General features: G+C 35.3%; 13 protein-coding genes. 11 read left to right on the top strand and 2 right to left on the bottom strand.

Annotated features, from left to right (window positions below):
- Positions 1-186 precede the first annotated feature (186 nt).
- The 4 genes from AN34_RS18370 (at position 187) to AN34_RS18355 (ending at position 4,606) form a co-directional block, all read left to right on the top strand.
- A complete protein-coding gene (locus AN34_RS18370; RefSeq protein WP_029287874.1) occupies positions 187-1,134 on the top strand; it encodes a TIGR01212 family radical SAM protein in 948 nt (315 codons plus the stop codon).
- Positions 1,135-1,478: 344 nt separating this feature from the next.
- Positions 1,479-2,885 (top strand): ammonium transporter, encoded by a 1,407-nt coding sequence (locus AN34_RS18365; protein ID WP_029287872.1) that lies wholly within the window; start codon positions 1,479-1,481, stop codon positions 2,883-2,885.
- A gap of 36 nt (positions 2,886-2,921) precedes the next feature.
- Positions 2,922-3,938, top strand: a complete 1,017-nt coding sequence (locus AN34_RS18360; protein WP_029287870.1) for a porin — start codon at positions 2,922-2,924, stop codon at positions 3,936-3,938.
- Positions 3,939-4,027: 89 nt separating this feature from the next.
- Positions 4,028-4,606 (top strand): DUF4468 domain-containing protein, encoded by a 579-nt coding sequence (locus tag AN34_RS18355; protein WP_051666714.1) that lies wholly within the window; start codon positions 4,028-4,030, stop codon positions 4,604-4,606.
- A 10-nt stretch (positions 4,607-4,616) separates the two neighbouring features.
- On the opposite strand, the gene AN34_RS18350 is transcribed toward AN34_RS18355, so the two are convergent.
- Both AN34_RS18350 and AN34_RS18345 read right to left on the bottom strand, forming a co-directional pair.
- The gene (locus AN34_RS18350; RefSeq protein WP_029287866.1) at positions 4,617-5,087 is read right to left on the bottom strand and encodes an SRPBCC family protein; all 471 of its coding nucleotides are present in this window, start codon (positions 5,085-5,087) and stop codon (positions 4,617-4,619) included.
- A 549-nt stretch (positions 5,088-5,636) separates the two neighbouring features.
- Positions 5,637-6,110 carry a ribonuclease H-like YkuK family protein gene (locus AN34_RS18345; protein ID WP_029287864.1) on the bottom strand — a complete coding sequence of 158 codons (474 nt, stop codon included), beginning with the start codon at positions 6,108-6,110 and terminating at the stop codon, positions 5,637-5,639.
- 213 nt (positions 6,111-6,323) lie between these two features.
- Here AN34_RS18345 and AN34_RS18340 point away from each other — a divergent pair, with 213 nt between their 5' ends.
- The 7 genes from AN34_RS18340 (at position 6,324) to AN34_RS18310 (ending at position 12,701) form a co-directional block, all read left to right on the top strand.
- Entirely contained in the window at positions 6,324-6,542 is a 219-nt protein-coding gene (locus tag AN34_RS18340) for a hypothetical protein (RefSeq protein WP_029287862.1), read from the top strand.
- Positions 6,543-6,588: 46 nt separating this feature from the next.
- Positions 6,589-7,893: a DEAD/DEAH box helicase gene (locus AN34_RS18335; RefSeq protein ID WP_029287859.1), complete on the top strand. Its 1,305-nt coding sequence runs from the start codon at positions 6,589-6,591 to the stop codon at positions 7,891-7,893.
- A gap of 158 nt (positions 7,894-8,051) precedes the next feature.
- The gene (locus AN34_RS18330; RefSeq protein WP_029287857.1) at positions 8,052-8,285 is read left to right on the top strand and encodes a DUF1456 family protein; all 234 of its coding nucleotides are present in this window, start codon (positions 8,052-8,054) and stop codon (positions 8,283-8,285) included.
- A complete protein-coding gene (locus tag AN34_RS18325) occupies positions 8,269-10,971 on the top strand; it encodes a TonB-dependent receptor (protein ID WP_029287855.1) in 2,703 nt (900 codons plus the stop codon). Before AN34_RS18330 ends, AN34_RS18325 begins: the two co-directional genes overlap by 17 nt.
- 48 nt (positions 10,972-11,019) lie before the next feature.
- Positions 11,020-11,754, top strand: a complete 735-nt coding sequence (locus AN34_RS18320) for a GDSL-type esterase/lipase family protein (protein WP_082468464.1) — start codon at positions 11,020-11,022, stop codon at positions 11,752-11,754.
- A gap of 185 nt (positions 11,755-11,939) precedes the next feature.
- Positions 11,940-12,287: a hypothetical protein gene (locus AN34_RS18315; RefSeq protein ID WP_029287851.1), complete on the top strand. Its 348-nt coding sequence runs from the start codon at positions 11,940-11,942 to the stop codon at positions 12,285-12,287.
- 18 nt (positions 12,288-12,305) lie between these two features.
- Positions 12,306-12,701, top strand: a complete 396-nt coding sequence (locus tag AN34_RS18310; RefSeq protein WP_029287849.1) for a hypothetical protein — start codon at positions 12,306-12,308, stop codon at positions 12,699-12,701.
- Positions 12,702-12,793: the final 92 nt, after the last annotated feature.

Raw genomic sequence — 12,793 nt, 5'->3', positions numbered from 1 at the left:
TCTTTCGTGACGATTACCTTCGGAGTAATTGTTTTGGGGATTACTTTAATTCTAAAGGCTGCTTCCTCAACGATTCATATACGGTTGTTCGTTACCACCAGCTAAATGTATGCCTAATCTCACATCTCATTTCTCACCTCTCAGTCTAATTCCAGGTTTCGTTCAAAAAGCGTATTTTTGCAGCCAATGGGAACACTGGTAGATTTAGGCATAAAGGGATATAGGAATTACGGTACATATTTACGTGAGAAATATAAAGGGCAGCGTGTATTTAAAGTAATTGTAGATGGAGGTTTCACTTGCCCCAACCGAGATGGAAGCAAAGGTTTTGGTGGTTGTACCTATTGTAATGTTGATTCTTTTACACCAGAGCCTTCCAGGCAAAACCCCAAGATCAAAGATCAGCTGATTGAGGGCATGACAAGGGCCAAAACATCTTACCGTGCAGATAAGTATATAGTGTACTTTCAACCTAATACCAATACCTATGCGCCAGTACATTATTTAAAGATGATGTATGATGAGGCTTTATCTGTAAATACCGAAGATATTGTTGGTTTTTCTGTGGGTACCCGACCAGATTGTATTGATGCTGAAAAGGTGGCATTACTGGAAAGTTATGCCGATCGTTTTGATGTTGATTTGGAAATGGGAATGGAATCTATTTACGATGAAACACTCAATCAGATTAATAGAGGTTGTAGCCATGGTGAATTTGTAGCTGCGGTAGAATTATTGAAAGACAGTAAATTAGATCTATGCGTGCATACCATTTTTGGTTTTCCCTGGGAAACCAAGGAACAGATGTATGGCTATATTCATGAAATCAACCGTTTTCCGCAGATTAAGTTTGTTAAATTTCATCATTTGCATGTAGTAGAAGGTTCTATTATGGGTGCTAAATATAAAAAGGAGCCTTTTAAACTATTTACGTTAGAAGAATATACTGATTTACTTTGTGAGTTAATTCCCATGTTGCGTCCGGATATTGTTATTCAAAGATTATTTGGAATATCTGATTGGGATTTATTAATTGCACCAAACTGGGGTTTAAATAAATCTGCAATTCAAACATATATGGACAAAGAATTAGAAAGAAGAGGTATTGTGCAGGGATCTCTATATTTACCTTAATATCTAAAATTCTTAATAGTTTTTATAAAAAACCTGTGATTTTTCATGGGTTTTTTCGTTTATAGGATATTTTTTTTATTGAGATTTGGAATATATATCAAGATGCGAGTGAATTGTGTGAAAAATGACGTTTTAATTTTATTAAAAAGTACTATTAAAATGAGTCCATTTTTTATGAATTCGTATTTAATGTTGTGTAATTCTCATTGTTTTACAAAAATTTTATTTTTTTGTTAGAAAAATATCATTTTATGGTGTAGAAGATGTGATATGTTGTATTTTTATGAAAATAATTATCAAATAATTGAACTATTTATATAAACAAGCAAAACAAACTAAAAAAGATGACTAAACTTTCTCTAAAACAGTATGCGCCATTCGTGATCTTGATGATTGTCGCAATTCTAGCCTTATTTATTCCGCTTCTTCCAAATTTTGATGAAGGAAAATACAGTGGTCCGGATATGGCGTTTATTCTAATCGCTGCGGCATTGGTTTTTTTAATGACACCAGGTCTGGCATTTTTCTACGGCGGTATGGTACATAGAAAAAATGTACTATCTACTATGATTAAAAGTGTAGTAGCTGCAGGTGTAATTACTGTACTATGGATTGTTGTAGGTTTCAGCTTGGCATTTGGCGATACCATTGGTGGTTTTATTGGAAATCCATCAACCTTTTTATTCTTTAAAAATGTAAATTCTGGTGCACCACATTTACAAGGGGGATCAGACTTAACTATTCCGCTTTCCTTATTTGCGGTATTTCAATTAATGTTTGCCATCATTACACCTGGTTTGGTAGTTGGCGCAGTAGCCGAGCGGATTCGTTTTACATCATATATCTTATTCATTGTATTATTCGCCGTATTTGTTTATTCGCCATTGGCACATTGGACATGGCACCCAGAAGGTTTCTTATTAAAAATGGGTGTGTTAGACTTTGCTGGTGGAACGGTAGTGCATATCTCTGCGGGTATGGCGGCTTTGGCCGGAGCCTTGGTTTTGAAACGTAGAAAATCGCACATGGAGCATAAAGAAGTTCCACCTGCAAATATTCCATATGTATTAATTGGTACAGGTTTACTATGGTTTGGTTGGTTCGGTTTTAATGCAGGTTCTGCATTGGGGGCAAGTAGTTTAGCCGTTTCTGCTTTCTTAACCACCAATACTGCTGCTGGTGCTGCTGGTTTATCATGGATGTTTTTTGATGTAGCAAGAGGTAAAAAACCTTCAGTTTTAGGTTTCTGTATTGGTGCAGTAGTTGGTTTAGTTGCCATTACGCCAGGTGCAGGTTTCGTCAGTATTCCATCCAGTATATTTATAGGGGTTATTGCTGCGGTGATTTCTAATCTGGTTGTTTCATGGAAACAAAAAACAAGTTTAGATGATACTTTAGATGTATTTCCTTGTCATGGAGTAGGTGGTATTGTAGGTATGATTTTAACAGGAGTATTTGCGACAAAAACAGTTAATAGCCTTGGTAATGACGGTTTGTTTTACGGCAATCCAGAATTCTTCTTTACACAGTTGAAGGGTGCGGCCATTGTTATTGTGTTTAGTTTTGTGGTATCATTCGTAATTTTCAAATTTATCAACCTGATTCAGCCTATTCGTGTATCTGAAGAGGAAGAAGAAATGGGCCTTGATGAATCACAACATAATGAGAAATACTCTCAAGGAACCTTATTGGTTGAGGAAAGAGCGATTTATATCGAAAGAAACAGTCCGTTAACCGAATCCATTTCTTAACCAGAAAACTTATATCTAAACCCCAAAAGCTCAAACATGAAGAAATTTTTAACTGCTGTATTTACTATGGCCAGCACTACGTGTGCCTTTGCTCAAGAGACACCAACATCACCTCTTGAAATTTCAGGGTCAGTTGATACCTATTTTAAATATGATTTTGCCAAGAAACCAAATATTAAAACTTCATTTGCTTCAGATCATAATTCGGTCTCATTAGGAATGATTGATTTGGTACTTAAAAAGAAAACAGGTAAAGCTTCATTTGTGGGAGAGCTTTCTTTTGGTCCCCGTGGGCAAGCGCAGTCTATTCCTAATGCTGCTGAAGATGTTTCTTCCTTCCATATTCAAAACCTTTATGTGAATTATGATTTTACGGATAAATTTTCAATGACAGCAGGTTATATGGGTACATTTATCGGTTATGAAGTGATTTCGCCGGTAGGTAACTTTAACTATTCTACTTCTTATTTATTCACCAATGGCCCATTCCAGAACGCAGGAATCAAGGCAACTTATAAATTCTCTGATAAAGTAAGTTTAATGGCTGGTTTATTTAACGATTGGAATGTTTACACGGCTACGCGTGGTGTTTCAAGCGTTGGCGGGCAGTTAATGATTGCTCCGGTTGAAGGCTGGACGGCTTATCTGAATGTATTATCTGGTGCTGGTGGTGGTGGCTATGGAACGATAGAAGACCTGACCACATCATATCAGATTACCAGCAAATTTAAATTAGGTTTAAATGCTGCTAATTATGATATCGATAATGATGGTGGTGGTTATGCAGGAGCAGCACTTTATCCGCAATTGGCTGTTGCAGACGCTGTAACATTAGGATTAAGAGGGGAGTATTTTAAATACAAAGAAGTGGCTGGAGTAGCTGGTGATAAATACACAGCGGTAACCTTTACTGCTAATATCAAATCTGGAGGATTAACTTTTATCCCGGAGGTTAGATTAGACCACAGCGGCAATAAGCCTTTTGTAAAAGAAAATGGAATGGCGGCACCAAATGCTGGTCAGTTTTCTCTAGCCGCAGTATATGCTTTTTAGAATTTAGTTGTTTTTAATATTAGCCGCCAGCATCAAACTGGCGGCTTTTTGTTACCTTTAAATATTACACTGTTTATTAATTTAACTCAATGAAATACGGCTTACTTCTGATTATCACTTTATTTTCCATTACCTTATTTGCACAGCAGAAACAGTTTGCCACAGCTGATGATGGTAAGTTTATCTATTATAAGGTGATTGATTCTCAAAAGATAAGTAAGGATGTACTGTTAAAACGTGCTCAGGATTTCGTCGCCACACAGAAAAAGACAATTCAAACTGAAAGTCAAACCGATTCATCTATAGTTGCAAAAGGAAAATTAATTATTGATAAAACAGTTTTAGTAGTGGGGCATCCTAGTGGAGAAATCATGTATAACCTAACTTTTGAGGCCAGAGATAATAAATACAGATTTTGGCTTACAGACTTTAAATTTATTCCATACCAAAGAGATCGCTATGGTAATTTTGTTGCTGTAACCAATATAGGCTCACCTTTAGAGAAAAAAGTGGATAAACTTACTGCAGGCGAATGGAAGGATATTCAAGCTGCAGCTTACCTTAAAGTTGCAAAGCTGGTAGAAAGCCTAAAGAAGTTTTTAGCTACTGATGCAACAGTTAAAAAAACATCAAAACCTGCAGAAACCATTTCTACTAAAAAGTGGTAAACAATTTCAATTAAGAAAGCTTACCAAAGAGTTCCTCTACCTTTTTAAATCTAAAATCGAAAATAGAATTAATCTTTTTATGCACGGTAACTGCGTTAGCGATTTTACCAATTGGACCATAACCTATAGCGTAATGCAAAATATCTTGCATTAAAATTCCATTCTCAATCTGGCTAAAATGATGTTGGTGATGCCAGAATGCAAAGGGACCAAAGCGCTGCTCATCAACAAAGTATTTCTTGTCAACCACATGGGTAATCTCAGTCATCCAATCTAGTTTAATGCCAAGCAGTGGCGAAACTTTATAGGTGATGATCATCCCAGGATACATCTTTGTTTTTTCCATATTGGGGGAAGTCACATCAAAAGTCATATCTTTTGGCGTAATCTCTGCCAGATTTAAGGGAGAAGAAAAGAAATCCCAGGCGGTATCTAAATCAACCGGCAATTTTTGTTCAAATTCTAATCGGTATGTTTTCAAGTTTTTATTTTAGAACATAACAGCAGAGAAGACATTTTGTTGAGGATAATCTAGATTATTTATGGGCTTTAACCGCAAAGTTCGCTAAGTAAAGTTGCAAAGAACGCAAAGCTGGTTGTATGGACAATTAATTTATTATAGGGGGATTGTCATTGCGAGGAGGCACGACAGCCTGCCCCGATCTTTCGGGGAAGTAATCTATTTTGAAGATTCTTCGATGAGATTGCTTCAATGGATGAAGCCCCTACAATGAAGGTTTTTTCGTTAGGTACTAAATCAAGTTACTAAGATGACGACTGCTTTAATCCACCGTTCATTCAAATGAAAAAAAGGTTCGGTATTGAACGAAATTGGTAGGTAGAAGCGCAGATATCCTTCGTGCCTCAGGATGACAATCGTGCTATTGCCATCCTGCTATCCGGCCTAGGAAATGATGGAAGGAGAAGCCGTTGATATTTATATTATTTCACTAACCACAAAGTTTGCTAAGTAAAGTTGCAAATGCAATTAGGTCATTAAAGTTTGTGAAAGCTATTAATGTCTAGATCTCTAATGCACCATTTTATCGGCACAGGTAGAACTGGCAAAAGCTTCAGGTTTAGCTTTAAAAATAAAACCCATACTCATAATATATCCCATGGCATCATTCAAGGCTTTGTTAGATTTGAAAAGCGGGTTGGTATTAATGTCTGCATGTACTTCCAGCGCTACATCATAAACATCCAGTAAATCACAGATGGAGTAGGCTGTTTCAATAGATTTTTGAACCTCTACCAGCATTCTTTCCTTAATGCTAATCTGTTGCGTACTCTTTTCCTGGTGGATATACATAAAACCTCCATGGTGCTCTCGCAGCAACACAATTACTGTTGCAAAATCGGTGATGGCGCCTTTAACCTGTGAATCGGTTCCGATACAAACTTTAAGCTTAAAACCTTTTTCGGTTTCTCTGATAATAGATTTTTCTATTTCCTCATGGATAGAGGATTGAATAATTTCACCACTAAATTTTTTCCAGGTCATACACAGTTTTATTAAGGTTAATAAATGGTAATCAGCTTTTTATAAATTTAACTGCTTTAAATTAAATGTGTGTTAAAGTTAGGTTGTTTATTTGCTAACAAAATATTAGTTATCAACAGGTTAGTTAGTTTTGTTTAGAATCGTTGCAGGATTTTGAAACAAATATTTCAACGCGTCGTTAATATTATAATATCTCACTAAAAATTTAATATTATGAAAGCTGAACTCATTCAAGAATTTCAAATGTTGCAAAATAGTAGAGCTAACAAATTTGCAGATGAATTAACTGATAGATTTAAGTCATCTGTAGATCTGGTTACAGAAAAAGTAAATTCGTCTATTTCCATGAGGGGGAATATGTTACTGCTGTTGGAAAAGAGGTTAAATTTTTCTCTTTTAAAAAGATTTAAAAATAAGTTTTTCAAGTTCTAAGGCCTTGTAACTTCCGGGAGGCAGAGAAATGTTTATCTTTGGCTTAATGATAGACAATGCCTTAAAAAGATTAAACATTGCTGCACTTAATGAAATGCAGGAAATAGCCCTTAAGCAAGGAAAATTAGGTAGTGATATTTTATTAATCGCACCAACCGGCTCTGGCAAAACCCTGGCATTTCTACTTCCATTGATTGCCAGTTTAAAAGCCGATGTAAAGGGCGTACAATCGCTGATTCTGGTGCCTTCCAGAGAACTTGCTTTGCAAATAGAACAAGTTTTTAAGCAAATGGGTACGCCCTTTAAGGTAAATTGCTGTTACGGTGGGCATGCGGTGCGGGTTGAAAAAAATAACCTGGCTCATCCACCAGCCGTTTTAATAGGAACACCTGGGCGAATTGCTTACCACCTTGAACATCATAATTTTGATGAATCATTTATAGAAACACTTATTTTAGATGAATTCGACAAGTCTTTAGAATTTGGTTTTGAAAAGGATATGTCGTACATCATCGGATCATTATACTCCTTAAAACAACGGGTGCTGACTTCAGCTACCAAAATGGAAGAAATTCCGGCCTTTGTGAAGTTGAACAAACCCGTTGAAATTGATTTTTCAAAGAATATTCAGGTTAAGCCAGATTTAAAGCTAAAAAAAATAACAGTGCCGGCACCAGATAAACTGGATGCTTTATTTAAACTTCTAAGTAAAATAGGAAGTAAGAATACACTTGTGTTTTGTAATCACCGGGAAACGGTTGACCGGATTAGTGATTTGCTTTTTAATAATGGTTTAGGACACGATGTTTTCCATGGTGGGATGGAACAATTTGATCGGGAAAAAGCATTGCTTAAATTCAGAAATGGCAGTCATAAAATTTTAATCACCACAGATTTGGCGGCAAGAGGATTAGATATTCCAGAGGTAGAATATATTGTACATTATCAATTGCCATACACCGAAGATTCTTACATTCATAGAAATGGAAGAACGGCACGGATGAATGCAAAAGGTACAGCATATTTAGTGCTTACACCTGAAGAAAATTATAAATACCTGCCAGAAAATGTTGAAGAAGAAGACTTATCACAGCATTATAAATTGCCTGAAGCCAGTGATTGGGTTACGCTATATATACCAAATGGTAAAAAGGATAAAATTAATAAGATCGACATTGTAGGTGTTTTTCTTAAAAAAGGAGAATTAGAGAAAGATGATTTAGGATTAATAGAGGTGAAAGATTCTGCCAGTTATATCGCCGTAAAGCGTAACAAAGTTGAAAACTTGCTAAAGGTTTTGAGTAATGAGAAAATTAAAGGGAAAAAACTTAAACTGGAAATAGCGAGTTGAGGTTTTTTTAAAAGCTAAAAGCTAAAAGCTAAAAGCTAAAAGCTAAAAGTTAAAATTGATACTTTTTTCAATAGTTCATTGTAATTTTACTGCCTTTAAACATTCAATCTTTTTATCATTCAAACATTCATTAATTAAATCCTTCAACAATAAAAAACATGAGTAACAACGATATATTAAAAAAACTTAGAGTAGCATTATCATTAAAAACAGATGATATCATCACCATCTGTGACCTGGTTGGTTTTAAAGTGACCAAGGCAGAGTTGGGTGATATTTTTAGAAATGAAGATCACGAGAATTTTAAACCTTGTGGCGACCAGATTCTGCGTAATTTTTTAAATGGTTTGGTAATTTACAAAAGAGGTCCGAGGGATGAGAAAAAGCAATAATTTATGCTTTTTAATATTTTTTTTATTTCTTACTTTCTCTCTTAACGCTTTCGCTCAGTCGCCGATAAAAATCAGCGGACAAATAATTGATTCCCTAAAAAATCCTATTGAAGGTGCTGCTATCCGCTTAATTATGGATGAAGATACCCTTCGTACAAACTCTGATGCCAAAGGGAATTTTGCTTTTTCAAAAGTTATACCTTCTAAATTTTATCTCTCCATTACAGCATTGGGTTATAAATCCTTTGCATCTGTTTACGAAGCTCAACAATCAAAAAAGGGTTTAATTCTGGAGCCTATTTTGCTTAAAACAGAAACCATCCATCTGGAAGATGTAGAGGTAAAAGTAAAAGTAGATCCCATCAAAATCAAAAAAGATACGATTGAATACAATGCTGGTGCTTACACCATTAGAGAAAATGATAAGGTGGAAGATTTGCTGAAGCAGTTGCAAGGGATTGAGGTTGATGATAAAGGTAGCGTAACTGCTATGGGCAAAAAAATGACTAAACTCCGGGTTAACGGTGAGGATTTTTTTACCAATAATGTGGAAGATTATATCAGGCAGTTGCCTGCTGACATCATAGCCAAACTTCAGGTTATTGATGATTATGGCGATCAGGCTAATTTTACGGGAATCAAGACCGGAACACCTATCAAAATGTTAAATCTGGTAACTAAGCCAGGGAAGGATAAAGGCATTTTTGGGAATGCTAATGCCAGCTCTGCCACCAATAATGCCAATAATATCGGTGTAAATGGCAATGTGTGGAATAAGACAAAACAGATAGGTTTTGGCAGTCGCTATGGGATCACAGATAATGAATTTACCAAAACGGATAATGGGGCACTAAACGGTAATATCAGGGAAAAAGTTTCCAAAGCCCTCAGTTACAATGGCGGATATAGCCTGAGTAGGGGAAGCAATCAATCTCTTCAAAGTAATTACCTGGAAACCTATAACCCGCAAGGCACTATTTATGATTTAAGACAAAGTGATAATCATGCTAATTCTCTTAATAATAATATCAATCTTGGCTTAAATGGCACTACAAAGAAAAATTATTTTAATGCTTCACTTACCGGTACCATAACAGATACGCGGAACGAGGCCATTATTAATTCCAATAAAACCGGTTACATCAGGCAAGATCTGATCTCGGATGCTGCTTCAAAAAATAACAATGCAAACTTAAGTGGTAATGTAAATTGGTCCAGGCGCCTGGCCAACCCTAAGCAATCTTTATCTATTGGGTTTAATTTTGGAACTGGAAAGGGTAATTCCAGTAGTACCATTAAAGATATCATCCGTTATTATAATGAAACCACTAATATTTTGGTTAAAGATTCACTTCTAAACAGGTTGGTTAATAACAATACTTCAAACGCTGATTTAGGTGGTAACATCCAGTTTTCTGATGTACTTAAAAAAGCAACAGATAGTACAGGAGCAGGTTATTTGAATCTCACTTATCGTTTCTCTGTTAACAGAAGCCAGCATGCACAGGCCACCACTGTTACCAATCTGCCTGGAAATAATTTTGTAGTAGATTCACTTGGACAGGATTATGTATCTAGCTTTATTAATCAAAACTTTGGTGTGAGCTATAACATGAATAACAAACTAATCAGTTATAATTTTGGCCTTAATTTTACACCAAGTATCATTCTGGGCAGGTATCGCAATACCGGACTGGAATTAAGAAAGTATCAGTTTAATTATGCTCCGTCTGCTAATCTCAGTTACCAACTGAAGAATGAGGGTAACCTGAGTTTCGGATATAGTGGTGCAACCAATGCTCCTGATTTTAATAAGCTGCAGCCCATCAGAAACAATAATGATGTTCAAAACCTCATCATTGGTAATCCGGATTTAAAGGCCACTTCCAACCACACTGCAGATTTAAGCTACAATAAATTCGGAGTTAAATCTGGTCTGAGTATTATGGTTGGTTTAACCGGAACTTTTGCCATTAACAGTGTGGTGAGTAATACGGTTTTTCTCAGAGATACATTAAGCAGTTTAAAACAGCAAACTACCTATGAGAACGTTAACGGTGTGTATAACCTGGGCGGAAATTACTCATTTAATAAAAGATTACTCACTAATAAACTTTCTTTATCTGTTAACGGGAATGTGGCCTACAACCGCAATGTTTTTTACACAGATAATGTATTAAACCGCAGCAGTGGAATCAATATTTCAAACGCATTCAGATTTAACTTAAATGAGAAAAAATATGCTTTTAATACCAGTGTATCTTATAGTTTTAGTTCCAATACGTATTCCGTTATGAATCAGAATATTAAAAATATTCAGGTACTGGCTTTAAATGGCAGCGCCAGCTGGATTCCAACTAAACGTTTCAGAGTAAATGCATCAGCTTCTAAAAGCTTGAATTTTGGCTATAGTTTATATGCCGGAAATCCTTTGCTGGTTAATATGGGTGTTAACACGTCATTCCTTAAAAGTAATAAGCTGGTCTTTTCTGTTCAGGCTAATGACTTGTTTAATCAGGGTGCACTTTTCAGCACGAGTATTACCAATAATTCCATATCAGAAAATAGAACACGTTTCATCAGTCGTTTTGTACAGGCTACGTTGATTTATAACCTGAGCCAGTTTGGAAATAAAAAAAGCAGATCAGGAACGTTTAATGTTGATGACAGAGAAGAATCCTATTAATTATATAATTGTTATTTTGGCATTTATTTGAGGGTTTAATTTACACTTATGAAAAGTACCATACTATTCTTTATTTTATTCATTTCTACCTGTCGTTTTCTTACAGAGGACTCAAAAATTAAAGATGTAAAAGAAACATCTAAAAAGGAAAATTTTGCCGATGACTGGGCTGCACTGAATAAGTATCAAAAAGAAAATGAACTTTTGCTGGCTCAAGGTATAAAAGAAAATAGTGTTGTGTTTATAGGTAGTTCAATATTTGAATTCTGGAAACAAAAAAGCCCTGAATATTTTAGCAGTAATCCTTATATCTGCAGGGGAATAAGTGGACAGATTTCTCCGCAGTTGCTTGTGCGCTTCAGGCAGGATGTCATTAATCTGAAACCAGCAGCAGTAATTATCTTGGCAGGTAGCAATGATATCGCAGGAAATACTGGCCATGTGACCAACGATAAAATTATGGATCATATTAAATCAATGGCAGAGTTGGCAAAGCTTCATCATATTAAAGTAATCCTATGTAAATACTTACCTATTTATGCCTATCCGTGGAACAAAGACATTCAGCCCGCAGAGAAAATTGTAGCACTGAATCAACTCATTGAAATTTATGCCAAAGAAAATAAATTTGCCATTTTAGATTATTGGACACCATTAGTTGATGATAAAAAAGGGCAGCGGGCAGAATTAACAGTTGATGGCGTACATCCAAATTTAGCAGGATATAAGATCATGGAAGCCGTAACAGAAAAAGCCATTAATGAGGCTTTGAAAAGAAAATGATAGCCTTAATACCCACAAATTGAATTATGGGTTATTTTTTAAACAAAACTTTCAATAATATTTGAAAATACAATAAGTTGTGTTTATCTTTACTTCGTGAAAGAGATTAAGTAAGGTGTAAACTCATTGGCAGTTCATCAATTTGATCTTATGCTATAAAATTCAATTGATTAAATCTTCTCGAAATGAGTTATAATTTAATAGGATACGGCATTTTTATAACGGTTATTGTTTTGATCATCGTTATCGTAGGGAAGATCTGCTATAGAAATGGGAATATATTTGTCGGAGCACTCATTCCTCACCATTTAGATTTGTGTGCGCAAATCAATAAGACACTTTTAATTTGCTATTACCTGGTAAATATAGGCTACTGCGTGATGACACTTGCCAACTGGGAGATAATTACTTCGCCTTTGCAGTTGATTGAAATATTGGTGATGAAGTTGGCTATTATTATATGCTTATTATCAGGTCTTCACTATATCAATATTTTCTTGCTTACTAATGCCATTCATAAATTAATTAAATAACAATCTAAAAATTTAATCATGGAAACTTCAAAAATTTTAATCGGCTATGCTATTTATCTTCCAATAGTGCTTTCTTTAACCCTTTATGTTTCAAGAACATTATTTAAAAATAGTAAAATATATATGCTTGATATTTTTAAAGGACGGCAAGAAATCGCTAACGCGACAAACAAACTTTTTGAAACCGGTTTTTACTTGTTGAATATTGGGTTTGCCTTGTTAATTATGAAAATTACTGCTAGTTTAAACAGTTACCAGCACTTGGTAGAGGCTTTAGGAACCAAAATAGGTGGATTTTCTATTTATTTGGGCATCATGTTATTTCTTAATCTTTATCTCTTTTTTAGGGGTAAAAGAAAATCGAATCAACCTTTAAAACCTGAGTCATTCCCTCCAACTTTTGTAGGGCAGTAAACAAAAAAAGCTTTGACAGCTTCCTGGCTAAATGCTAAAGAAAGTTGTCAAAGCTTAACGTTAATATGAAATAGGGCTTATACTTATTACCT

This window comes from Pedobacter sp. R20-19, assembly GCF_000708265.2.
GTDB lineage: Bacteria > Bacteroidota > Bacteroidia > Sphingobacteriales > Sphingobacteriaceae > Pedobacter.
This window is presented reverse-complemented; position numbering and strand designations above follow the sequence as displayed.

Bases quoted from the DNA above. Each gene is read 5' to 3' on its own strand.
- AN34_RS18365 (WP_029287872.1), top strand. From the start codon at position 1,479: ATGACTAAACTTTCTCTAAAACAGTATGCGCCATTCGTGATCTTGATG.
- AN34_RS18360 (WP_029287870.1), top strand. From the start codon at position 2,922: ATGAAGAAATTTTTAACTGCTGTATTTACTATGGCCAGCACTACGTGT.
- AN34_RS18325 (WP_029287855.1), top strand. From the start codon at position 8,269: ATGAGAAAAAGCAATAATTTATGCTTTTTAATATTTTTTTTATTTCTT.
- AN34_RS18315 (WP_029287851.1), top strand. From the start codon at position 11,940: ATGAGTTATAATTTAATAGGATACGGCATTTTTATAACGGTTATTGTT.
- AN34_RS18320 (WP_082468464.1), top strand. From the start codon at position 11,020: ATGAAAAGTACCATACTATTCTTTATTTTATTCATTTCTACCTGTCGT.
- AN34_RS18355 (WP_051666714.1), top strand. From the start codon at position 4,028: ATGAAATACGGCTTACTTCTGATTATCACTTTATTTTCCATTACCTTA.
- AN34_RS18330 (WP_029287857.1), top strand. From the start codon at position 8,052: ATGAGTAACAACGATATATTAAAAAAACTTAGAGTAGCATTATCATTA.
- AN34_RS18340 (WP_029287862.1), top strand. From the start codon at position 6,324: ATGAAAGCTGAACTCATTCAAGAATTTCAAATGTTGCAAAATAGTAGA.
- AN34_RS18335 (WP_029287859.1), top strand. From the start codon at position 6,589: ATGATAGACAATGCCTTAAAAAGATTAAACATTGCTGCACTTAATGAA.
- AN34_RS18310 (WP_029287849.1), top strand. From the start codon at position 12,306: ATGGAAACTTCAAAAATTTTAATCGGCTATGCTATTTATCTTCCAATA.
- AN34_RS18370 (WP_029287874.1), top strand. From the start codon at position 187: ATGGGAACACTGGTAGATTTAGGCATAAAGGGATATAGGAATTACGGT.
- AN34_RS18345 (WP_029287864.1), bottom strand. From the start codon at position 6,110: ATGACCTGGAAAAAATTTAGTGGTGAAATTATTCAATCCTCTATCCAT.